23 protein-coding genes and 3 tRNA genes are annotated in these 21,558 nt (G+C 50.3%); 6 read left to right on the top strand and 20 right to left on the bottom strand.

Annotated elements, in window-relative coordinates; translation table 11 throughout:
- The first annotated feature begins 76 nt into the window (after window positions 1-76).
- From GNG26_RS14180 to GNG26_RS14195, 4 genes are all read left to right on the top strand, one after another.
- Entirely contained in the window at window positions 77-1,198 is a 1,122-nt protein-coding gene (locus tag GNG26_RS14180; RefSeq protein ID WP_059362329.1) for a site-specific integrase, read from the top strand.
- Window positions 1,199-1,334: 136 nt separating this feature from the next.
- Entirely contained in the window at window positions 1,335-1,523 is a 189-nt protein-coding gene (locus tag GNG26_RS14185; RefSeq protein ID WP_047741674.1) for an AlpA family transcriptional regulator, read from the top strand.
- A 31-nt stretch (window positions 1,524-1,554) separates the two neighbouring features.
- Window positions 1,555-2,157 carry a hypothetical protein gene (locus tag GNG26_RS14190; RefSeq protein ID WP_059362327.1) on the top strand — a complete coding sequence of 201 codons (603 nt, stop codon included), beginning with the start codon at window positions 1,555-1,557 and terminating at the stop codon, window positions 2,155-2,157.
- Between the two features lie 60 nt (window positions 2,158-2,217).
- Complete coding sequence (locus tag GNG26_RS14195) at window positions 2,218-4,812, top strand: hypothetical protein (RefSeq protein ID WP_156239204.1); 2,595 nt, start codon at window positions 2,218-2,220, stop codon at window positions 4,810-4,812.
- Between the two features lie 38 nt (window positions 4,813-4,850).
- On the opposite strand, the gene GNG26_RS14200 is transcribed toward GNG26_RS14195, so the two are convergent.
- The 6 genes from GNG26_RS14200 to GNG26_RS14225 all read right to left on the bottom strand — a co-directional run bounded on the left by GNG26_RS14200 (window position 4,851) and on the right by GNG26_RS14225 (window position 9,208).
- On the bottom strand, window positions 4,851-5,177 hold the full coding sequence (locus GNG26_RS14200) for a hypothetical protein (RefSeq protein ID WP_156239206.1): 327 nt from the start codon (window positions 5,175-5,177) through the stop codon (window positions 4,851-4,853).
- A gap of 221 nt (window positions 5,178-5,398) precedes the next feature.
- A complete protein-coding gene (locus tag GNG26_RS14205; protein WP_227028222.1) occupies window positions 5,399-5,881 on the bottom strand; it encodes a lecithin retinol acyltransferase family protein in 483 nt (160 codons plus the stop codon).
- Between the two features lie 313 nt (window positions 5,882-6,194).
- Window positions 6,195-6,629 (bottom strand): DUF2787 family protein, encoded by a 435-nt coding sequence (locus GNG26_RS14210; protein ID WP_156239208.1) that lies wholly within the window; start codon window positions 6,627-6,629, stop codon window positions 6,195-6,197.
- Window positions 6,630-6,722: 93 nt separating this feature from the next.
- Window positions 6,723-7,232, bottom strand: coding sequence for a hypothetical protein (locus GNG26_RS14215; protein ID WP_047741666.1), 510 nt, complete (start codon window positions 7,230-7,232; stop codon window positions 6,723-6,725).
- 25 nt (window positions 7,233-7,257) lie between these two features.
- Entirely contained in the window at window positions 7,258-7,629 is a 372-nt protein-coding gene (locus GNG26_RS14220; RefSeq protein WP_231604124.1) for a hypothetical protein, read from the bottom strand.
- Window positions 7,630-8,005: 376 nt separating this feature from the next.
- Window positions 8,006-9,208, bottom strand: a complete 1,203-nt coding sequence (locus GNG26_RS14225) for a site-specific integrase (RefSeq protein WP_156239210.1) — start codon at window positions 9,206-9,208, stop codon at window positions 8,006-8,008.
- Window positions 9,209-9,318: 110 nt separating this feature from the next.
- Here GNG26_RS14225 and GNG26_RS14230 point away from each other — a divergent pair, with 110 nt between their 5' ends.
- Window positions 9,319-10,029, top strand: coding sequence for a hypothetical protein (locus GNG26_RS14230; protein ID WP_370463898.1), 711 nt, complete (start codon window positions 9,319-9,321; stop codon window positions 10,027-10,029).
- Window positions 10,030-10,269: 240 nt separating this feature from the next.
- On the opposite strand, the gene GNG26_RS14235 is transcribed toward GNG26_RS14230, so the two are convergent.
- From GNG26_RS14235 to uvrY, 6 genes are all read right to left on the bottom strand, one after another.
- Window positions 10,270-10,356, bottom strand: a tRNA-Leu gene (locus GNG26_RS14235).
- A gap of 12 nt (window positions 10,357-10,368) precedes the next feature.
- Window positions 10,369-10,442 (bottom strand) — tRNA-Cys (locus tag GNG26_RS14240).
- A 51-nt stretch (window positions 10,443-10,493) separates the two neighbouring features.
- Window positions 10,494-10,569 (bottom strand) — tRNA-Gly (locus GNG26_RS14245).
- A 152-nt stretch (window positions 10,570-10,721) separates the two neighbouring features.
- On the bottom strand, window positions 10,722-11,270 hold the full coding sequence (gene pgsA / locus GNG26_RS14250) for a CDP-diacylglycerol--glycerol-3-phosphate 3-phosphatidyltransferase (protein ID WP_032612063.1): 549 nt from the start codon (window positions 11,268-11,270) through the stop codon (window positions 10,722-10,724).
- A 56-nt stretch (window positions 11,271-11,326) separates the two neighbouring features.
- Window positions 11,327-13,159, bottom strand: a complete 1,833-nt coding sequence (gene uvrC, locus GNG26_RS14255) for an excinuclease ABC subunit UvrC (protein WP_103822434.1) — start codon at window positions 13,157-13,159, stop codon at window positions 11,327-11,329.
- Window positions 13,156-13,812, bottom strand: a complete 657-nt coding sequence (uvrY, locus tag GNG26_RS14260) for a UvrY/SirA/GacA family response regulator transcription factor (RefSeq protein ID WP_103180122.1) — start codon at window positions 13,810-13,812, stop codon at window positions 13,156-13,158. Before uvrY ends, uvrC begins: the two co-directional genes overlap by 4 nt.
- Before the next feature lie 471 nt (window positions 13,813-14,283).
- Here uvrY and GNG26_RS14265 point away from each other — a divergent pair, with 471 nt between their 5' ends.
- Entirely contained in the window at window positions 14,284-14,508 is a 225-nt protein-coding gene (locus GNG26_RS14265) for a DUF2594 family protein (protein ID WP_103180123.1), read from the top strand.
- A 66-nt stretch (window positions 14,509-14,574) separates the two neighbouring features.
- Here the strand turns inward: GNG26_RS14265 and sdiA are convergent, their stop codons facing one another.
- The 8 genes from sdiA to GNG26_RS14305 form a co-directional block, all read right to left on the bottom strand.
- Window positions 14,575-15,297, bottom strand: a complete 723-nt coding sequence (sdiA, locus tag GNG26_RS14270; RefSeq protein WP_156239212.1) for a transcriptional regulator SdiA — start codon at window positions 15,295-15,297, stop codon at window positions 14,575-14,577.
- Between the two features lie 220 nt (window positions 15,298-15,517).
- Entirely contained in the window at window positions 15,518-16,270 is a 753-nt protein-coding gene (gene tcyN / locus GNG26_RS14275; protein ID WP_103180125.1) for an L-cystine ABC transporter ATP-binding protein TcyN, read from the bottom strand.
- On the bottom strand, window positions 16,267-16,935 hold the full coding sequence (gene tcyL / locus GNG26_RS14280; RefSeq protein WP_103180126.1) for a cystine ABC transporter permease: 669 nt from the start codon (window positions 16,933-16,935) through the stop codon (window positions 16,267-16,269). Before tcyL ends, tcyN begins: the two co-directional genes overlap by 4 nt.
- A gap of 21 nt (window positions 16,936-16,956) precedes the next feature.
- On the bottom strand, window positions 16,957-17,943 hold the full coding sequence (gene dcyD, locus GNG26_RS14285) for a D-cysteine desulfhydrase (protein ID WP_156239214.1): 987 nt from the start codon (window positions 17,941-17,943) through the stop codon (window positions 16,957-16,959).
- Between the two features lie 106 nt (window positions 17,944-18,049).
- Complete coding sequence (gene tcyJ, locus GNG26_RS14290; RefSeq protein ID WP_114314567.1) at window positions 18,050-18,850, bottom strand: cystine ABC transporter substrate-binding protein; 801 nt, start codon at window positions 18,848-18,850, stop codon at window positions 18,050-18,052.
- 88 nt (window positions 18,851-18,938) lie between these two features.
- Window positions 18,939-19,490 carry a flagella biosynthesis regulatory protein FliZ gene (gene fliZ, locus GNG26_RS14295; RefSeq protein WP_114314566.1) on the bottom strand — a complete coding sequence of 184 codons (552 nt, stop codon included), beginning with the start codon at window positions 19,488-19,490 and terminating at the stop codon, window positions 18,939-18,941.
- A gap of 55 nt (window positions 19,491-19,545) precedes the next feature.
- A complete protein-coding gene (gene fliA, locus GNG26_RS14300; protein ID WP_039030897.1) occupies window positions 19,546-20,265 on the bottom strand; it encodes an RNA polymerase sigma factor FliA in 720 nt (239 codons plus the stop codon).
- A 158-nt stretch (window positions 20,266-20,423) separates the two neighbouring features.
- A complete protein-coding gene (locus GNG26_RS14305; RefSeq protein ID WP_156239216.1) occupies window positions 20,424-21,401 on the bottom strand; it encodes a flagellin in 978 nt (325 codons plus the stop codon).
- Window positions 21,402-21,558: the final 157 nt, after the last annotated feature.

Genomic DNA, 21,558 nt, shown 5'->3' on the forward strand with positions numbered 1-21,558 from the left:
ACTGTGAAAACGTCAACTCGTAATTAACTCACCTGACATCGTATTTTTCCTGGCACACATTCACAGGAGAACTACGATGTCCATTATTGATCTGCGTTTCAGCACTAAATCACTTCAGCAACTGCCGCATCCGACGACAGGTTGTCAGGAATACCGTGATATTCACTGCCCCCATCTGAGGGCGCTGGTCTATCCCAATCAAGTCACGCTTGCGTTTCGGGCGACCATCAACAATCAGCGCATTTATGAAACACTGGGCTCTTTTCCACTTCTCGGTGTGGAAGATGCCCGCCTGCACACCATGATTCTTCTTGGCAATAAAAAACGCCTTGCCATACAATCCCGCCGATATACCGTCGAACAGGCTATCAACGACTTGTGGCTACCTGACATGCGGTTATATAAAAAAAGCCCACAGTCTGAGCTCTCAAAACTCAATCGCTATATCCGCCCCTTCTGGGGACAGCGTCGCCTGCGCGATATTACTGCCGGTGAAATCGAAAAATTCGCGGCTGACCTGCGTTCGACATTACGCCCGGCAACCATAAACCGCCTTCTGGCACTGCTCTCAAAGATATGCTCTCTGGCTGTACGTGCTGAATGGATAAACCATTCCCCCATGACCCACGTTCGTTATCTGAAAGAGAACAACGTCCGGTATCGCACCCTCTCTGTCACTGAAATCCCATTATTTATTGCTGCCGCTGAAGCACTGAATACGCCCGCTGCTGATGCCATATTGCTCGCACTCTATACCGGTATGCGCATTGGCGAAGTTTGTACCCTGAAATGGGAATACTGGCATCCTGATGAACAGCAATTGCTTCTCCCGGATACGAAATCAGGGCACCCATTCACCTGCCCGCTTGCAAATCCCGCAGTGGCTATTATTCAGCGACAGGCACAACTGGCACTCAGCACGACCTGGATTTTCCCACGCATTACCGACACGACTCGCGAGTTGAGCTATCCGCGTGAAACCTTTGCCCGAATCTGCCGGGATGCTGGCATTGAAAATCTGCGGATGCATGACCTTCGCCGGACGTTTGCCACACGCGTGCTACAGGCAACCAGCGATATCGCCATGGCTTCCCGTTTACTGAATCACCACTCACTCACTGCGACCCGCCGCTATGCATTTCATAATGCAGCGGACTCTCAGGCGGTCGTATCACAAGTTGTTGATGCATATAAATAAAAAATCTGACGGAATGAGCTGTGAGTTTTTTGGCGTGTCATCAAACTGCGCGGCTCGTATGGTTAGAGCACACCACTGCAGGGCCCGGCAGTGACTGATAAAACCCTAACGACTTTTAGCTCAGAGGAGCCCTGATATGTACATAAATAGCAAACAGCTTGCTCTCCGCTTGGGCGTTTCACCCAGCACCATTGCCAGCGATATCACCCGTAACCCGGCCAAGCTCCCTCCGTTCATCCGGCTGGGACGTGCGATCCGTTTTCCAGTGGCTGAGGTGGAAGCCTGGGAAAAGCAGCAACTCACGAACATCCAAATTCCACGTTAATCACATTAATTTCTGATAAGGCGAAGAAATCATGACAACCTCAACAACACTCAGCAGTGATTACCTGGTGAACTCAAGCGATAAGATCATCCCTGTCTCTGATGTCAGTGGCATCAGTATCGTTGAAAACCGCCTGTACTTTATTGGCCGGGCAAGCCGTGCACTGCACATTGAGCATTTTGATTCGGACGAGGATGCGAAAGCTGCATTTACCGTCTATGCCAACATTTTCAAAAGCAGCCTGTCTGACGAGGCTATTTACGAAGGAAATCGCTGCATTGCCCGACTGCGATTCGTATACGGTATCAGCCTGTTTCAGAACGACGAGCAGGCTATCCTGATGTTGATTAACCGCAACGGCGGCACTCTCGTCAGTGAATCAGCCAAATCTGACACTCTTGATGAGGTATTTCAGGAACTGGCTACCGCTCTTGGCGGTCGCGAATTTGAAGCAATGCGCTTCCGTTGGTTACATGCAAATTGCCTGCTTTCATCGCGACTCCTCCCAATGGTTGAAAAAACCCCCAACGGCGTCGTCATCAAAGTAAACGATAAGTTCGTATCTTTCCTGGCAACGAAGGACGAAGAACAAAAAGAACAATTGTTTACTGAAATTCGTACAGCCCTCGTCTGATTTCCCCCTTTCTTCTCGGTGCCAGTAATGGCACCGTTCACCTGAATAAGAGAACCCCCAATGATTGACATGAATGCACTGCTCGCGAATGCGGCGGGTGTGACGCAACCTGACGCCCGCTCTGCTAGAACGCTTGATAACTTTCCGTTAATACCGCAAAAATCCAAAAAACGACTGGACGTCAGCAGCGAGCTACATCTTGATATCGGCTTTGATACTGAATATGTCTATAACCCACATACAAAGCAAAACGACATTCTGTCTTATCAGAGCTATGTCGTGCTGCCTGATGGAACGGGTGTTCCCGGAATCCTGTACCCCGCCAGCGCCCACAAAAAAGATCGCCTGTCGCTGAAAAACTTTCTCGCGAAAACCCTGACGCCGCTATTGAAGAATGAGCAGATTACCGAATGGCCGGGTTCGATGACGCTGTATGCTCATTTCCTGCGGGCTGATGTTGCCTCATTTTCCGATTTCTGGAGCGATCACAAAATATTGCTGAAAGGAATTCGCAGTACAGTTAGCAGTTTTAAAAACCGCTACGGTATTGATTTTGATGAAGTCGAAAATCGTCGTGAAAAAAATAGCCTCATCACGTTTGATAAACGGACCAGCCCGCCCCGTTGTAGCAATGTGACGTTCACCGATACGTTGTTGATCACTCCGGGTGGGATGGGGCTGGCGGAATGTGGCCAATTACTTGGTCTGCCGAAACTAACCGTTCCAGCCCCTTATTCAATCAACGATATGCGCCAGTATTTAAAAGGCGATCGACGCGGTTTCGAAGCTTATGCAGTTCGTGATGCCGAAATTGCCGTGCGCTATGCCTTACAGGTGAAATCGTTCTGCACTGAAAGTCTGATGATTGAGCGCGTCCCCACTACGATTGGTGCTATGGCTGTTTCCCGGTTTCTTAAGACCATTAAGGAAAGCGGCCAGTCTCCTGAAGTCTGTATGGGTACCAGGACAATATCGCGACAGTGCTGGAACCCGGATACTCATGGATTCAGAACGTTAAAATCGACGCAGAGTATACCCTCAAGGGAACTCTATGAGACGTTCGCCATAAACTGCTATCACGGCGGTCGAAATGAGTGCTTTATGATGGGTATCACCCCTGAAAGCCAATGGTATGACTACGATTTGGCAGGCGCATACACCACAGGCCTGTTAGATGTTTTGCAACCCGATTATGACAATCTTTATACGAGCCAAAATCCTGAGGAATTTTGCGGACATACCATGGGATTTGCGCTGGTCAGTTTTCGGTTTCCCGACACGGTACGCTACCCCTGCCTGCCCGTCAGAACCGACCAGTACGGATTGTTTTTCCCTTTGACAGGTGAGTCATGGGCGACCGCCCCGGAAATAGCCCTCGCTCTGTCTTTGGGTGCGGAAATAACTATTCAGCACGGTATTATCATCCCATGGCGTCAGTATAAATCTGATAATGCCTCGTCCCCGACAGAACCAGCATGCTCCGTGTTTTTACCCTTTGTGCAACAGGTACGCGAAAATCGTAATCGCCATGATAAAGGATCTCTGGAGGAGAAATTCTGGAAAGAGATCGGAAATTCACTATACGGAAAACTCGCTCAGGGTCTTCACGCAAAGACTGCATTTGATACCGCCCGTGGGCTGAACAGCCCTCTGCCGCCTTCGTCAGTCACCCAGCCATTTTTTGCTGCACATGTCACGGGATTTGTCCGCGCGGTGGTGGGCGAGTTGATGAATGCACTTCCGCCGAATGCAATCGTGGTCAGTGTGACTACAGATGGTTTTCTGACGGATGCTTCTATCGAGGATATCGATATGTCTGGGCCGTTATCGTCACGTTTTCAGGCGTTATGTGACATTGCTGATCCGGGCTCGTCCATGCTGACTTGTAAACATCAGGTCCGACAACTTGTTGCCATGAAAACCCGGGGGCAGTTGACCTATAAGGAATCAGAAGGCTTCCCAATCGTCCACGCACGTGCAGGCGTTAAACCCCCTGCCGATATTCCACGCGACGACTATAACCGCTATATGGTAGACCTCTATATGAATAGGGCTCCGGGTCAGAAACTTCGCAGGGGGTCTCTCATTTCAACCCGTGATATGTGGTTGAATGAAAGCGATCTGGTCGCTGTTGAGTCCGAGATCAGGTTAAACCTGGAATTCGACTTCAAACGTCAACTGCTCGCTCCCACCATGAATGAAGGGCATTTGTTAATGTATTCCCGTCCGTGGGATGATATGTCACAGGCACTTAAGCAACGCCAGCTTTTCGATGACTGGCGGCAGACACATGCTTTGAAAGATGAAGCCGACTGGGAAGACTGGTGTGATTTTCTCTATTGCAGAAACGTTTTTACCCCTCTGAAACTGAAAGTAGGACTAAATCGAAGCGATGATGTCCTTGTTCGCCTTTTCCTGCGGGCCCTGGCTCAACATCAATGGGGGCTTACGCCGGACGACAGAAAGATACAAACCAGTAAGGAGACAGCCACATGGCTAGTGTCTGAAGGTTATTCAGTAACCTTCAGTGATGTCAAAAACGCCGGAAGGGCGAAAATCCCACAAGTCGTGTTTCATTCCGAGACATCACGCATGACACACCTCTTAAGCATTATAACCACCCGATATCCCGGATTCACTCTGCCCAAAAAATGACCGATATCCCCCAATCCATAATCTGGATTGGGGGATATTCATAGAACTGTTGCGCTAAAACACCTGAATAACTGTTTGCTGTCATTTCTGCTCCTGACTTTGTAAATCTTCACAGCGTCAGAGGTCACATCAGGTAACTGCCGGGCAAGATATTTCCCCATATTAACCAGATGACCGACAGGAAGCACAGGGAGCTGATGCTCAGCAAGCAATATAAAATAATCCCGATGAACATCTGCAATCGCACTTCCCTGACCAAATGTGGCAGAAATAACTTTTTCAATAATCCCTCGATATAAACGCAGATCATATTTCTTCCTGCCCTGAATACTAACAAGTTGATAACGCCGTTCATGAATGTACATGAGCGCCCCCTTAATAATTAAATACTAATATTTTGTTTTTAATTATTAATCAGAAATAATGGGTGCCACGACGGAGGGCTACACATGACATCACCACCCTGCTCTTATGATTGTAGCTGGCAGCTTTGCGGTAGGATGGTGGCGGTGTCGACCTGGTAAAATAAGTTAACCGAACAGTAGTGAACTGCCTTTTACCTTTTCCCGATGGTAATACGAGCCAGTCATTTCACCGGGGTTTCCCACACCCGCCAGGTATCACCCTTCCTGTATACATCCAGACTACTCGCCAGAGTGACATCCGGACAGGACTCACCTGATATGCATTCTGCCGTGAAACGGTGACAATTATTCGATAACAGGTTATAGGTTCTTGTCTGGCCTACACTCGCCCGCGCACGTTTCGCCACAGCAGGATCGCCTGCCGGTTTAACGCCCTGACAGTCGGTATAAATTGACATGGCAGTATTCCAGCCGTTCAGCCGTGCCATAAAGGTTCTGGCATTATCCCGACATACCCGTCCGTCACCATCCAGATGAACAATCATCCCGTAGCCCACATAAATACCGCTGTGACGGGTCACATCCAGCCCCATTTCACACCACACAATGCCGCCGACTGCCGGTCTGACCACCGTGTCACGCACGACATTATCAATAAAACTTTCCGCAAGATTGTACAAGGGGTAGAAAATTTGCAGCATCATCCCTCCTCAGGGCGCTATATTCGTTTCGTTCTATCACCATAATTCAGATATACTGAAAAAAATTGACCTATGTCACTGATTAAAAGAGAAAAATTATACGGTGTAAAACCGCCGTTGGGGTAATGATTAACTGATATCGCCCTGGCCGACTGTTGAGGGGACGAAACAGTAAAAACACGAGGGATCTGAGATCCCCCGTGTCTGCACATGTTTATGCGAACAGCCCGGTAAAATAAACATCATCCCCATGCTGTGATGCACGCCACATGCAGAAGATTACAAAGCCGCCCGCTTTCTTCCTGTTCATAACGGGTCAACAACTTTCCACAGTTACCGTTACCCGGTAAATCCCCATTACCAGATATTCCATAAAATTACTCTCCCACAGGGACCAGAGTTCATTCTTCTCAGATGCCAATGAAATATCTCCAATCAGATAATGGGAGACGTAATGACCCGACCAGCAAAAGTCCATTTCCTTTTCCAGCTCCGGGTAAACTCGCCCCATGTAACTAAAGTCTGTGACATAATCGAAATACCATTCGTTATCCTGGCGGATGAACCGCATTTCAACCGGATGAAATCCGCCGGATTCTGCACTGTAGTCCGGGTCACGAAAATTAATGACTACTGCCCTGACCGATGTTTGCTGAGATTGTTCTGCCAGAAGCGTAGCGATGTGCTGCTGAAATAATTTAGTGACAGGCAGCGTTAATCCTGCCTGTTTTAAGACATACTGGGTTTGCATAATAGATTTTCCTGTAAAAGGTGAGTAGAGGTGTGTAGTAGTTTCTGGTTGTATAACAGTTCTGGTAAAGAATTAATTCTTCGCAATCCTTTCTTAATCGCCAACCTTACCGAGTGTTTTAAGACGCGCCCGCCAGTCAGCATATAAAACATGCGTAAACAACTTCTCAGGGTGCGCCTCAAGCAGACATATATCCGGGGAGCGTAAAACAGCAGCCAGAAAACCAGCATTATTGGCACTAGCCCCTTTAAATAATGGTCTGAATACGCCAGATGTGAAGCCCGTTGTCGGTTGAACTTCGAGTACACTTTCAATCTTAGAAAGTGCGATCCAGTCTTTAGAGAACAATCCTCCGCTACCATTTGCCATGAGACGCAGGTAAAGTTCATTATCCGTTTCAGACATTGCCAGTTGCCATGTCAGCATACCACTGGCTTTAGGACTGATTTTTTCCGCCTGTCCTGATTCAATGAGCAGCTTATAACTCTCTTCAGGTAATATTCGCTCATCTTCAGTGATACCTTTTTCAACATCACTTAAATCATTATTTAACTCCAGCTCATCGTGTTCATTATTGTTTTTCCCTGCCTTTGATTTTCTCATTTTCTTCTCCTGATTTTAATCCGATTTACAGACGCAATTCCGCCATAGACATTAATGTATCAATCCCACCAAGAGAACAATTGGGGTGAAATAACAAATAAATACCATTCCCGTTATCCTCTGTAATGGTTAGCATCAAGTAATATTCATCTGTCAGACGGACCACGAACTCAGGGTTTGCAATTAAATGATGAATTACATCTAACAGGTGCCGTTTAAAATCTTCGGGAACATCATCAGGTTCAATGTACATTAATGTTACGCCAACCTCGCCCCAGAAATTCCTTGCGGAGAATTCATCATCAAATGGAAGTATCAGTTCTTTTCTCAGGACAGTCATAACCGAATCGGGAAGAAGGAGCGATGGCAGGTCTTTCCAGCTCGAGACAAATTTCATTGAATAATCCTCATAAACAAAAACCCCGATACGTCTTAAGTATCGGGGTTATATAGACAGGGTTAAGAATCTTAAATTTCCTTCCGAGGTCATCTATATTCTTTCATAATATCCACACGATTTACAGATCAGCACTGGTGCATTATTTCTTTCTCGTTGTTCCAGAAATCCAAAGAGGCGTTTTATTGCCGTGATGATGTTTTTGAGCAATTCAGATAATTGCTCCGGGCTGATATAACCAGCAGACGTTGTCAGGAACCGATCATCGCGAGTCAACTCAGCTATCTTTCCGGCTGTTTCTGTCACTGTGTTTCGGCCACCGCACTTAGGACATTTTAACGACATAATCATTCTCCACGTTATAGGGATGCTAAAATCAATGTTCTTTACCGGTTGTAACGGTGTTCAAAAGAAGGTCGGTAACGCCCTGCCCGGTCTGACGCATACGCTCTGGTGTCAATTTTGCGTAGCGTTCAGTACTCTGAATACTCGCATGCGCCAGTTGGGCTTTAACGTCATACAGACTGTACTGACCACTGGAGACAAGTAATGATGCGACAGAATGGCGCGTGGTGTGGAAACAGACTTCACTCTTATCTATACCGCACTCGGCCAGTATTTTTTCATAGGCCCACCGGGGTTCTGATATCGGTTTTCCATTATCTTTTACGGCAAACAGATAGGGGTTGCTGCCAGCCCGTGGGATCGAATCAATAATGGATAATGCAACATCACTGAGATACACAGTTCTGCTGCGACCATTCTTAGTATAAGGAATGAATAACGACCTGTTATCCCGATCAATATGTTTGTGCATGACGTTCAGCATTTCTGATTTGCGTGTACCGGTTAACAGCAGCATGGCTATCAGTCCCCCGGCTGCCTTATTGGGGTATCGTACCGCAGCGTCGAGGATCCTTCTGATCTCATCGGCGTCAAAAAAGCGCGTCCGCTGATTATTCTCCTTCAGCAAAGGGATCTTATCGGCTTCATTCTTCTCCAGGACATCCTGTCGTAGCGCATAACGCCCCATAGTTTTCAGAATAGCCAGTGCCCTGTTACAGGTAGACGGTGCATACTGCTGGCCGTGAATACGACCTTCAAGCATGTCGAAAAGCACCTGCTGGATTTCCCGGGCCCGAAGGTCACAGTAACGTATCTTCCCCAGACGAGGTTCAATGTATTGCGTGAAACGCTGAACATCCTTATGCCAGGACTTTTTATGGCGCTTGATGAACGGAACATAGGTCTGGTGAAAAAACTCACTAAGCGTTGGCATCGCACGATAATTATCGCGCTCTGCCTTGGGGTCATTTCCCAGTGCAATCGCCTCCTTATGACGACGGGCTATCTGACGGGCTGTCCCCACATCAATTTCAGGGAATCTGCCAATACTGATACTTTTTTTGGTACCGTGGAAAGTGTAGCGCAGGAGGAAACGTTTGTTACCCGTTCGACCTGAGAGGCATTTGAGGCCAATGACCTCAGTATCGGATACCTCAAGCTCTGTAGATCGGGTATCTGTGTTTGCCGGAAGGGCTTTGATGGATGAATTGGTGAATCGGAAGGATTTTTGCATATTTATCCTCATGTATCTGATTGATATCATGAAAATAATATATATCTGAAGGTGTTTTTATTACGGAGCAGGATTGAAGAATGGAAAGGCTATTAGACGCGTAAAAACGGATATTACAGGAAGTTGACGCCCAGTCATTTAACCTGAATGAAGATAAATACTCAGGCGTCTTTTTACCCGTGCCGTTTGAAGAATACTGGCATTCACCGGTAAAAATCATGCTGGTTGGACGTGAAACCGCAGGCTGGAATACGCTGAATGGTAAGAATACGATATCACGGGTGTTGGGACTTATGCCTGACGTCACCATCGGGCAGGTGGTTGAAGAAGCTGTAGATCGTTACAGGAAACATCTTCCGGTACAAAATTATGGCACCACCAACCTCAAATCACGTAGCCGCTTCACGCAATATCATTTCAGGCTGGCCCGGGAGCTTAATATTCCTCCCCAGGCAATCGTGTATGCCAATCTACTGGCGTGGGATTACGACGGACTGACCCCTCTCAATCGCCCTCAAAATGAAGTGCAGGAAGTCATATTAGCCTCGCTGAAGCTGCTGGCGGTACAAATTAAACACCTTGAGCCTGATTTCATCATCTTTGCATCCGGAGCCCGGAGAACAGACTACATCATAAAACAGGGGCTTACTGAGCCAGGCGGCTATGAGACTTCTTCAGTTATTCCGGGGAAGCTGTGGGAGTTCAAAACAGGTAATGCAATCTGTTTCAGAATTGCCCATCCAAGGGCTATGCGCGGACACCAGAAGTACAGAGATGAGGTGATTGCACGAATTAAGCAACTTTGTACTCAGGGTGGCTAGAGCATTACAGCTTGCTCAGCAGGGCCCCTTCCCGGAAGAGTACCGGAAAACAGGCAAAGCAACCTGGTTCTCTATGCTGGAGGCGACACGTTCGATTCGGCATTGCCAGGCTGGAGATTGCAGCTCATTGCACCCCGTGAGCACAGGATATGCACAGGGCGTGAATTTCAGGCACAAAAAAACCACCCGTAGGTGGTTTTACGACACTGCTTATTGCTTTGATTATTATGCTTTTTCCCATGGTAGCCGGAGTGGGACTTGAACCCACACAGCGCGAACGCCGAGGGATTTTAAATCCCTTGTGTCTACCGATTCCACCATCCGGCCTCGGGAAGAAAGTGGAGGCGCGTTCCGGAGTCGAACCGGACTAGACGGATTTGCAATCCGCTACATAACCGCTTTGCTAACGCGCCTTAAATCTTTTGTCTTGCGACTGACACCCGCTATTGCGCATGTCTTAAATTTGGAGCGGGAAACGAGACTCGAACTCGCGACCCCGACCTTGGCAAGGTCGTGCTCTACCAACTGAGCTATTCCCGCATTCATCAAGTCATTATGCTAATCACTTGATTTTGCTATCGACTAACGGGCCGTGCCGTCGTTCGATGCGTTGCATTCTACTTACCTGACGTTTTGAGTCAACGTTAATTTTCGCAAGGATAGATCGTTTGCTGAAAATTGCGCCGAAACGATCACTGATCAAGCAAATCGCCGCGCGCGGCGTTCAAATATTGCAACATTGACCACAGGGTCAGCACCGCCGCGACCATAAACAGGCCAATACCTGCCCACTCTACCCACTCGTTTGGACGCCACAGCATCCATACCAGCGCCGCCATCTGCGCGGTGGTTTTCACCTTACCGATCCAGGAGACCGCCACGCTGCTGCGTTTACCCAGCTCCGCCATCCACTCGCGCAGGGCAGAGATAATAATTTCACGGGCAATCATGGTCGCCGCAGGCAGTGTGACCCACCAGCTGTGATAGTGCTCAACCACCAGCACCATGGCGATGGCCACCATCACCTTGTCAGCCACCGGGTCGAGGAACGCGCCGAAACGGGTGCTTTGATTCCAGCGACGCGCCAGGTAGCCGTCGAACCAGTCAGTGACTGCCGCAACAAAAAAGATAAGTGCACATGCGAAAGGCGCCCAGACAAATGGCAGATAAAACGCCAGTACGAAGAAAGGAATGAGAACGACGCGGAAAAGCGTCAGCAATGTAGGGATATTTAATCGCATAGTGACGGTAACTGTTTGTTGTCAGTAATTATTAGCCCTATGTTGCTACAGAGCCCTCAATGTTTCAACGAGTAGTAGATCTTTTCTGCCAGCCCTTGCGAAATACCTGGCACTTTTGCAATTTCCTCTACGCTGGCGTTGAGTAATCCTTGCAAACCGCCCATATATTTCAGCAACATCTGGCGACGTTTTGGCCCGACCCCTTCGATCGTTTCCAGGGTGCTGGTATTTTTTACCTTTGCCCGTTTTTTACGGTGACCACTAATGGCGTGAGCGTGCGACTCATCGCGAATATGCTGGATCACATGGAGCGCAGGCGAGTCCGGCGGCAGGCTAAAGCCCTCCCCTTCCGGCTCAAGGAACAGCGTCTCCAGCCCGGCTTTACGATCGGTGCCTTTCGCCACGCCCAGCAGCAGCGGATGGTGCTTATCCCAGCTTACATCCAGTTCGGCAAAAACGGATTTTGCCTGGGCGAGCTGGCCTTTACCACCATCAATCAGGATAACGTCCGGGATCTTACTCTCTTCGATAGCTTTACCATAGCGACGGCGCAGCACCTGGTTCATGGCCGCGTAATCGTCACCGGGAGTGATATCCGTAATGTTGTAGCGCCGGTACTCCGCCCGTAGCGGTCCGTTAGCATCAAATACCACGCAGGAGGCCACCGTCTGCTCCCCCATCGTGTGGCTGATGTCGAAACATTCCATCCGTTTCACTTCCGGCAGCTTAAGCACGGTTGCCAGCGCGATAAGACGCTGATGAACGGTCGACTGCTGCGACAGTTTGGTGGTCAACGCCGTTGCCGCATTGGTGCGCGCCAGCTTGAGGTAGCGGGCACGATCGCCGCGCGGTTTGGTCTGCACGTTAACCCGACGTCCCGCCAGCTCCGACAGCGAATCTGACAGCAGCGTTTTATCGCTGAGATTAAAATCGAGCAAAATTTCCGACGGCAGGGTTCGCATCTGGCTGCCCTGCAAATAGAACTGGCCGACAAAGGTCTCGACCACTTCACCCAGTTCGGTACCGCCCGGCACTTTAGGGAAATAGCTGCGGCTGCCCAGCACCTTACCCTGGCGGATAAAGAGTACATGCACGCAGGCCATGCCCGCATCGAATGAGACGCCAATCACGTCCAGATCATCGCCGGTATTGGAGACGAACTGTTTTTCCGTGACCCGTCGTACCGCCTGGATCTGATCGCGGATCCGCGCCGCCTCTTCAAAGTTTAGCGCCTGGCTGGCCTTCTCCATGCGGGCAATAAGCTGGTTCAGCACCTGATCGTCTTTACCGGCCAGGAACAGGCGCACATATTCTACCTGCTGTGCGTACTCCTCTTCGCTGACCAGCCCTTCCACACAGGGCCCGAGGCAACGGCCAATCTGATACTGCAGACAAGGGCGAGAGCGGTTGCGATAGACACTGTTTTCGCACTGGCGAATCGGGAATATCTTCTGCAGCAGCGCCAGCGTTTCCCGCACGGCGTAGCCGTTAGGGAACGGGCCGAAATACTCACCTTTCGCATGTTTGGCACCGCGATGGGTAGCCAGACGCGGATGGGTATCGCTGCTGAGAAAAATAAACGGGTAGGATTTGTCGTCACGCAGCAGCACGTTATAACGCGGCTGGTAGAGCTTGATGTAGTTATGCTCCAGCAACAGCGCTTCGGTCTCTGTGTGGGTCACAGTGACGTCAATCTGCTGGATCTGAGCGACCAGCGCTTCAGTTTTGCGGGAGGCAAGATTGCTGCGGAAATAGCTGGAAAGACGCTTCTTAAGATCTTTCGCTTTACCGACGTAAATAACCGTCCCGCCTGCGTCATACATCCGGTAGACGCCTGGCTGGCTGGTGACGGTTTTCAGGAAAGCACTGGAATCAAACACTTCACTCACTGACTAATTAGGGTCTCGGCATTGCACAGACCATGACGGATGGCCAGGTGAGTGAGTTCGACATCGCCATGAATGTTCAGCTTACTGAACATGCGGTAGCGGTAGCTGTTCACCGTTTTCGGGCTGAGATTAAGCTGCTCAGAGATCTCATTCACCTTCTGGCCTTTGGTAATCATCAGCATAATCTGCAATTCGCGCTCAGACAAACTGGCAAACGGTGATTCGGTCTTTTCTGGTTCAATCTGGCTGAGCGCCATCTGCTGCGCGATATCAGAAGCGATATAGCGCTGGCCGGAATAGACAGAACGGATAGCGTTAACCACTTCCTGAGGGGCTGCGCCCTTGCTCAGGTAGCCCGCGGCGCCCGCCTGCATCACTTTTGCAGGAAGGGGATTTTCAGTGTGAACCGTCAGCATGATCACTTTGGTATCAACCCAGGCGCGCGCGATTTTACGCGTTGCTTCCAGGCCGCCAATACCGGGCATGTTCATGTCCATCAGGACAACATCTGCACTATTTGTCCGGCACCATTTTACGGCATCTTCACCGCAGCAGGCCTCGCCAGCAACTTTTATACCTTTAATATCTTCAAGAATGCGTCGTATCCCTGCGCGCACCAGTTCGTGGTCATCAACAAGAAGGACGTTGATCAAAGGAAATTCTCCAGAATAGGGATAACGCTACAGACAGTTAATTCGGCTCATATTAACGTTTTTTATCGCAAACTGAAAACGTTAAAAAATGCAGGCCTTCGTTATAACTCTCTTTTTTGGAAATTAACTTGTACATCAACTGGAAACGGAAGCCTTGCGCCATGCGGCTCAGGCACCTTTTTTCAGGTTGATGTTTTCAAAAATTTACAAACTTTAGGGGCTATTTTTTTATTGTTAAAATACCTCACGTAATTTTGTAACAATAATTAACCTGCTAACTACCTTAGTTAAACAATACCCTCCGCTTAACGTCTTAAAAGTGTAGGGCGAACGGTCGTTCAATTAAATAAACAAAACGGCTGAAAGTACAAAAAACAAGCACTGCGTTTTTTTTTAAGGCTTGTGGTATACTCCGCCGCCTTGAACTTTGAACTATGCGCTCAAGCGCCGTTTTTATCATGAGGAAAATAAATGAGCACACCTGATTTTGCCACTGCTGAGAATAATCAAGAACTGGCACAGGAAGTCTCCTGTCTGAAATCTCTGTTGACCCTGATGCTGCAGGCGATGGGCCAGGCGGATGCCGGTCGTGTGATCATTAAGATGGAACGCCAGATTGCCCAGATGGAAGACCAGGCTCAGGCTGAGGTATTTTCCAGCACCGTTAAGCAAATCAAACAAGCTTACCGTCAATAAAACAAAAACGGCTGAAAGCAATGCATTCAGCCGTTTACTCGCCTGCCACGCAGAACTGAAGTGTAGTCAGATAATTCCCGTCGCTGCCGCATAGCAGGCTATTTGCGTTTTATTCGGCGCATTAAATTTCTTCTGCATATTCTTCTGGTGGAAGTTCACCGTATTCTCAGAAATAGAGAGTATAATCGCTATTTCTGCCGAGGTTTTGCCTTCCGCTGTCCATTTCAGGATCTCCTTCTCGCGCTTGCTGAACTTCATCTCGGGTGGCATCACCATTTCATGCTCCAGGCGTAGCAGCGTGGTCAAGGCCATTTGCACCAGCATTTGCAGACGCAACTCAACCACTTCATTCGCCATCATATTGACCGACAGGCTGGTGCTGGAGACCGACAGGAACCCCATCGCATGATTAGGCAGCATCAGACACTGAGTGATCCCTTTGCGCAGACCGTGGTCGCGCGCGCCGTCCCATAAGGGCTGCGCATCGGCAAATAAGGCGTCGTTCCAGGGTAAGTGCCCGTGGACGAAATTCTCGGGTTTCAGCACAGGATCGATGGTGAAATAATTTTCCGCCTGATAGTGCGCCATCCACTGTTGCGGATAGGTTGAGTGCACCGAGACTTTCGGTCGGGTAAACGGTACCGGATGACGGACGCAGAGAGCGAAATACTCATAACCCAGGTTCTGAGTTTGACGCTGAAGTTCGGGATATACCTCGCTGGCGGATGTCATCTCCTGAAAACGGAGATAGCATTCCCGTCGCCATGTAAAAAAGTCTAAATCCTTCATACCAAGTGAATGAAGCCCCTGTAAAGATAATCATTATTATGATTTCTTAAATTAACACATAAATCTTATTTATATGTATAAAATATCGACCCTGAGGTAATTATCTACAGATTTTATGCACTTAGGGGGTTTGTGGCGGGATAAAATCGCGGGACCATTCATTTCAGGGATGAATATTTTGCTCCGGAGATTAATTCCGGAGCAATTAAAAGCAAATATGCTATTGCATCAAAAATTTCTCAAGGAATTGCCGGGTACGGGGCTGCTGAGGATCGGCAAACAGCGCTTTCGCCGGCCCCTGCTCCACAATACGCCCCTGATCCATAAAAATCGCCCTGTCTGCCACGTCGCGGGCAAAGCTCATCTCATGGGTGACAATGACCATAGTACGTTTCTCCTGTGCCAGCTGGCGAATGGCATTCAGCACCTCCCCCACTAGCTCCGGATCCAGCGCAGAGGTAGGTTCATCAAACAGGATCACGTCAGGTCGCATCGCCAGGGCGCGGGCAATTGCCACACGCTGCTGCTGTCCACCGGAGAGACGGCGCGGGTAACTGCCCTCTTTCCCGGAAAGCCCCACTTTCGCCAGTAACTCCCGGGCGCGGGCTGTGGCCTCCTCTTTGGGTTCGCCTTTGACAATCACCGGCCCTTCAATAATGTTTTCCAGCACCGTGCGGTGAGGAAACAGGTTAAAGCTCTGGAAGACAAAGCCGACATGCTGACGCAGACGACGAATGAGCCCCTTTTGCTGACCCAGCGACTTACCGGTATCAATGGTGATGTCACCCACGCGAATGGTGCCAGCTTCCGGATGCTCCAGCAGGTTGATACTGCGCAGCAGCGTGGTTTTACCGGACCCGCTGGGCCCGATAATCGCCACCACTTCGCCCTCCTGCACTTCCAGGTCGATACCATGCAGCACCGTCTGGCCATGGAATTTCTTCACCAGGTTTTTAACGTCGATAGCACTCATTTCGGATCACGCTCCTGGCGGTTAAGCTGGTTTTCAAAATAGTTTTGCAGCGCGGACAGCACGGTTGCCATGATCCAGTAGATCAGCGAGGCGGCCAGATACATGGTAAAGACCTCCAGCGTGCGCGAGGTGATCAACTGCGCCTGACGGAACAGCTCCGGCACCTGAATGGTGGCCGCCAGCGAGGTGTCTTTTACCAGGCTGATAAAGCTGTTGCTGAGCGGTGGCAGCGCCACGCGCGCGGCCTGCGGCAGAATGGCCCGGCGCAAAGTCTGCCACGGCGTCATCCCGATACTGGCTGCGGCTTCCCACTGGCCTTTGTCGATGGAGGAGATAGCTGCACGCAGGGTTTCCGCCGCATAGGCAGCAGTATTAAGCGACAGACCGATCATTGCCGCCGGGATGGGATCCAGCTCAATACCAAACTGCGGCAGGCCGTAGTAAATCATAAACAGCTGTGCAATCAGCGGCGTGCCGCGGAAGATGGAAATATAAAAACGCGCCAGCCAGCGCACGGGCAGCAGAGGCGACATGCGCATCAACGCCAGCACAAAACCCAGCACCAGACCGAAAAACATCCCGCCAATACTCAGCTGCAGCGTAAATACTGCGCCTTTCAGCAGGAAGGGCAACGAATCAATCACCAGTTGAATACTTTCTTGCATTATGATTTTTCTGCCTGTGATTTAGACATGAGGATGGTAGGCAAAGAGAGCGGGCGCCCCGCCAGTATGAATAAACAGAATCGGGCCTTCATCTTTAAAGCGTTTCTGTTCGATCCCGTCAATAAGCCCGGCCATGGCTTTGCCGGTATAGACCGGATCCAGCAAAATCCCTTCAAGACGCGCCAGCAGTTTCACCGCCTCGGTCCCCTCATCATTAGGGGTGCCGTAGCCCGGCGCGAAATAGTCATCCCACAGCACGATATCCGCCTTCGCGCTCACCTCCAGCTGCTGTGCCACCGCCTGTTGCAACGACACTACCTTCGGTTTTTGATCGGCTACGCTGCGTGATACGGTAACGCCAATCAGTTCAACCTCCGGCATCAGCTGCTCCAGCCCGACCGCCAGCCCGGCATGGGTACCTGCACTGCCGGAGGCCACCACCACCGAGGAGAGGCCGACTGTGCCTTCGCACTGCTGGGCAATTTCCAGGGCGCTTTCGACGTAGCCCAACGCACCCAGCGCATTCGAACCGCCAACCGGGATCACATACGGGCGAAAACCCTGGGCTTCAACGCGGGTCGCCAGCGCATTCAGCTGCGCCACGGGATCGGTCAGCGCATCGCACATCTCTATCTGTACATTGAACAGATCCAGCAGCAGGCGGTTGCCATTGCTGAGGTAGTTTTCTGCCTTTGTGCCAATCGGGTTTTCCAGCAGGGCGATGCAGTGCAGGCCCAGCTTAGCCGCCACGGCCGCGGTCTGACGAACATGGTTCGACTGGATGGCGCCTGCGGTGATCAGCGTGTCGGCGCCTTCACGCAGGGCATCTGCCGCGAGGAACTCCAGCTTGCGCAGTTTGTTGCCCCCCATTGCTATGGGCGTCACGTCATCACGTTTGATAAGGATGTCGCGCCCCAGGTAATCCGATAAGCGCGGCAAATACTCCAGCGGCGTCGGCGCGCCGATAAATTCCAGACGCGGAAAACGCGTCAGGTTCTGTAATGACATGAAAACCTCCATAACCCTGTCTAAGTCTGATTTTTTTATTATGCACGTTGATGGCGAGGAAATAAAAAAGGCGCTTATCAAAGCGCCTTTTTTTTCAGTCAACTGCTTACTTTGTGACGTCTGCCCCGAACCATTTTTCGGAGAGCGCCTTCAGGCTGCCGTCTTTCTGCATCTCGGCAATGGCGCCGTCAACAGCTTTGACCAGATCCTCGTTGCCTTTGCGGATCGCAACGCCCGCTTCCTGACGGGAGAAGGCATCACCGGCAACGGCCAGGGTGTTGTTGGTCTTCTTCACCAGATCCAGCGCCGCCAGGCGGTCAACCAGAATGGCATCAATACGGCCTACGCGCAGATCCTGGTATTTGGTCGGGTCGTCGTCATAGGTGCGGATATCAACACCCTGCACGTTCTGGCGCAGCCACTCTTCGTAGTTGGTCCCCAGACCGACGCCCACTTTTTTATCTTTCAGGTCGGCAGCAGATTTAATGGAGCCTTCGTTACCTTTTTTCACCAGCGCCTGGATACCGGAGACGGTATACGGGGTGGAGAAGTCATACTTTTTCTTACGTTCGTCAGAGATGGTGACCTGGTTAATCACCACATCAATACGTTTTGAGTCCAGCGACGCCAGCATGCCGTCCCATTTGGTCGGCTTCAGCGAGGCTTTCACACCGAGGTGTTTTGCCAGCTCTTCGGCAAACTCCACCTCAAAACCGGTCAGTTTACCGTCGTCACCCTGGAAGCTGAACGGAGGGTAGGTCCCTTCCAGCCCAACCAGCAGCGTGCCGCGCTCTTTAACTTTGTTTAAAAGACCCTCTGCGGCGAAGGTCTTGACGCTCATACCCGCAACCAGCGCAACGGCCATTACACCCATCAGCGCCTGACGACCCAGAAGTGCAAATTTCATACATACCCCGATATCATTGGAATTTTGGTTGTAGTGTAGGGCGTTCAACCGCAAGGTCAAACACGACTGCGCTACATGTTATTCATTTTTAATATATATCAGAAGTTGTTTCACGGTGGACTTTCTGCTTCACCGCCATCGGCATTTGCGACCTGTATTGCGCATATTTGCGCAGCGCGATCCGGTAGTTGTTGGTGCTGGTCGCAGGCAGCCACGGCTCCAGATTTTCATCCAGATAACCGTCGGTCAGAAGCTCACGGGAAATATTCAGCGAGGTCAGATGCTGGCCAAGACGACGCAGACGCACAACATACTCGCGCACCGTTCCGTGACTCATCTCTGTCTGTTCAAACAGGAACTGTTTGAAACCAATAATATCGAAAAAGTCGCTCTGCTCTTTACAGTGCAGGTCGCCACAGAAACGACATAACGCCACCCACTCCTGTTGCTCTTTCTGCCAGCCGGCTTCATCCAGCAGGGTATCGAGACGGGAGATCGCGATTTTATTGACGATCTCTCCACGACGGACCAGCGTGATGCGGTCAAGCAGTTTATGGCAATGGGCGCAATGCGTCTGGCTGTGTTTAAAGTCTTTCAGGTAGCGGCTTAATGGCCGTCTTTTAGATTGCTGCACCGTCATGATAACTCCTGGTTGTCAATACGTTGTGCGGCACTTAACGGGTGACAAGGATCACCTATAACTTACCCAGCTTGGTACGTAAGCGTTTAATGGCCTGGCTGTGCAGCTGGCTAACCCGCGACTCCCCTACTTCCAGCACGGCGCCAATCTCCTTGAGATTGAGCTCTTCCTGGTAATAAAGGGTCAGCACCAGTTGTTCGCGTTCCGGTAAAGCTTCGATAGCTTCCATTACGCGCTGGCGTACGTTGCCTTCCATTAACTGGTGCAACGGGTTTTCCTGCTGATGATCGTCCGTCACCAGTTCAATGCTATCGCCATGCTCTTCGCGCCACTCGTCATAAGAGAAGAGCTGGCTGTTGTTGGTATCGAGCAACATCTGACGGTAGTCGGCAGTAGTGATCCCCAAACGATCCGCAACTTCGGTTTCCGTCGCGTTACGTCCAAGCTCCTGTTCCAGCTGCCCCATCGCTTGCGCTACTTCGCGTGCATTGCGGCGGACGCTGCGCGGCACCCAATCCCGACTGCGCAGTTCATCCAGCATCGCACCACGAATACGCTGTACTGCGTAAGTCGTAAATGCCGTTCCTTGCAGAGCGTCGTATCGGTCAACTGCATTCAGTAACCCGATCCCGCCCGCTTGTAGCAGATCGTCCAGTTCCACACTCGCCGGCAGACGTACCTGAAGCCGCAATGCTTCATGACGCACCAGCGGAACATAACGCTGCCACAGCGAGTGTTTATCCATTACACCTTCAGCGGTATAGAGTGAATTCACGATAAACAGCCCTGCGTTAGTTGAGTTATCGGCATGATTATCCGATTCTGGAGGGGTTTTAATCGTGTGAAAAGGGGGAGAAATGGGGGGTTATTTGGAATTTACGAGTGAAGGTCATAATAAACAAACCCCGCTAAAGCGGGGTTTGTATTTAAAACTTAACGCAGCAGGGACAACATGGTCTGTGGAACCTGGTTCGCCTGCGCCAGTACAGAAGAGCCAGCCTGCTGCAGGATCTGCGCGCGGGACATGTTGGACACTTCGGTCGCGTAATCGGAATCCTGAATACGGCTGCGGGCTGCAGACAGGTTATTCACGGTGTTGTTCAGGTTAGTGATGGTGGATTCGAAACGGTTCTGGGAGGCACCTAAAGAGCTACGCTGGGTGTCCACTGCTTTGATAGCTGCATCAATATCTGTCAGCGGCGTTGTACCTGCAGCAACACCTGTTGCACCACCGGTAACTTTACCTTTAAGAACGTCAAAACCAACTGCCGCTACGGTACGCATTTGGCCATTAACAGCTTCTTTTTTGGTTTCCGCTGCTGGAAGTGTCGCCGCGCTTTCAGTAAACACATATTTGTTTTCTGTTGCAGTATCTACGCCCGCTGCGCCAGCAGTTGCCAGGTTCCAGCCAGAGCTTCCATTGATACCGATGCTGATTTTCTCGCCATCTTTAGAACCAACCTGGAAATCATAATTTTTAGCCGTCGCTGTACGGTTATCCAGAATTTTGATGCCATTGAAGTCAGTTTCTTTGGTAACGCGGTTTACTTCCTGCATACGCTGGTTGACTTCAGACTGAATAGAGTCGATGTCAGACGCGGAATTGGAGCTGTTCTGCGCCTGGACGGTCAGGTCACGGATACGCTGCAGGTTGTTGTTGATTTCGCTCAGCGCGCCTTCAGCAGTCTGCGCCAGGGAGATACCGTCGTTGGCGTTACGTGCTGCCACATTCAGGCCGTTGATGTTGGAGGTGAAGCGGTTAGCAATCGCCTGGCCAGCGGCGTCGTCTTTCGCGCTGTTGATACGCAGGCCGGAGGACAGACGCTCAATTGCTGTACCCAGAGTTGACTGAGATTTGTTCAGGTTGCTCTGAGTCATCAGCGACAGAGTGTTAGTGTTAATCACTGCCATAGTTTATATCCTTCAATATTATTCATGAGTTACGGCATGCGGCCTGCGGCTTCATTGCCATCATGAAAGTTATCGACAGGTCAGGTCTAAACTTTAGTTTTTAATACCCCTTTTCTCAGTTAACTAAAAATGCAAAAAAGCGCCGGCATGCGGCGCT

Source organism: Leclercia sp. J807 (assembly GCF_009734465.1).
Lineage (GTDB): Bacteria > Pseudomonadota > Gammaproteobacteria > Enterobacterales > Enterobacteriaceae > Enterobacter.

Bases quoted from the DNA above. Each gene is read 5' to 3' on its own strand.
- tcyJ (WP_114314567.1), bottom strand. From the start codon at position 18,850: ATGAAATTTGCACTTCTGGGTCGTCAGGCGCTGATGGGTGTAATGGCC.
- GNG26_RS14205 (WP_227028222.1), bottom strand. From the start codon at position 5,881: ATGATGCTGCAAATTTTCTACCCCTTGTACAATCTTGCGGAAAGTTTT.
- GNG26_RS14210 (WP_156239208.1), bottom strand. From the start codon at position 6,629: ATGCAAACCCAGTATGTCTTAAAACAGGCAGGATTAACGCTGCCTGTC.
- fliZ (WP_114314566.1), bottom strand. From the start codon at position 19,490: ATGACGGTGCAGCAATCTAAAAGACGGCCATTAAGCCGCTACCTGAAA.
- GNG26_RS14180 (WP_059362329.1), top strand. From the start codon at position 77: ATGTCCATTATTGATCTGCGTTTCAGCACTAAATCACTTCAGCAACTG.
- GNG26_RS14225 (WP_156239210.1), bottom strand. From the start codon at position 9,208: ATGCAAAAATCCTTCCGATTCACCAATTCATCCATCAAAGCCCTTCCG.
- GNG26_RS14220 (WP_231604124.1), bottom strand. From the start codon at position 7,629: ATGAAATTTGTCTCGAGCTGGAAAGACCTGCCATCGCTCCTTCTTCCC.
- GNG26_RS14195 (WP_156239204.1), top strand. From the start codon at position 2,218: ATGATTGACATGAATGCACTGCTCGCGAATGCGGCGGGTGTGACGCAA.
- dcyD (WP_156239214.1), bottom strand. From the start codon at position 17,943: ATGTCATTACAGAACCTGACGCGTTTTCCGCGTCTGGAATTTATCGGC.
- GNG26_RS14200 (WP_156239206.1), bottom strand. From the start codon at position 5,177: ATGTACATTCATGAACGGCGTTATCAACTTGTTAGTATTCAGGGCAGG.
- GNG26_RS14305 (WP_156239216.1), bottom strand. From the start codon at position 21,401: ATGGCAGTGATTAACACTAACACTCTGTCGCTGATGACTCAGAGCAAC.
- sdiA (WP_156239212.1), bottom strand. From the start codon at position 15,297: ATGAAGGATTTAGACTTTTTTACATGGCGACGGGAATGCTATCTCCGT.
- pgsA (WP_032612063.1), bottom strand. From the start codon at position 11,270: ATGCGATTAAATATCCCTACATTGCTGACGCTTTTCCGCGTCGTTCTC.
- tcyL (WP_103180126.1), bottom strand. From the start codon at position 16,935: ATGCAAGAAAGTATTCAACTGGTGATTGATTCGTTGCCCTTCCTGCTG.
- GNG26_RS14190 (WP_059362327.1), top strand. From the start codon at position 1,555: ATGACAACCTCAACAACACTCAGCAGTGATTACCTGGTGAACTCAAGC.
- GNG26_RS14265 (WP_103180123.1), top strand. From the start codon at position 14,284: ATGAGCACACCTGATTTTGCCACTGCTGAGAATAATCAAGAACTGGCA.
- GNG26_RS14185 (WP_047741674.1), top strand. From the start codon at position 1,335: ATGTACATAAATAGCAAACAGCTTGCTCTCCGCTTGGGCGTTTCACCC.
- GNG26_RS14215 (WP_047741666.1), bottom strand. From the start codon at position 7,232: ATGAGAAAATCAAAGGCAGGGAAAAACAATAATGAACACGATGAGCTG.
- tcyN (WP_103180125.1), bottom strand. From the start codon at position 16,270: ATGAGTGCTATCGACGTTAAAAACCTGGTGAAGAAATTCCATGGCCAG.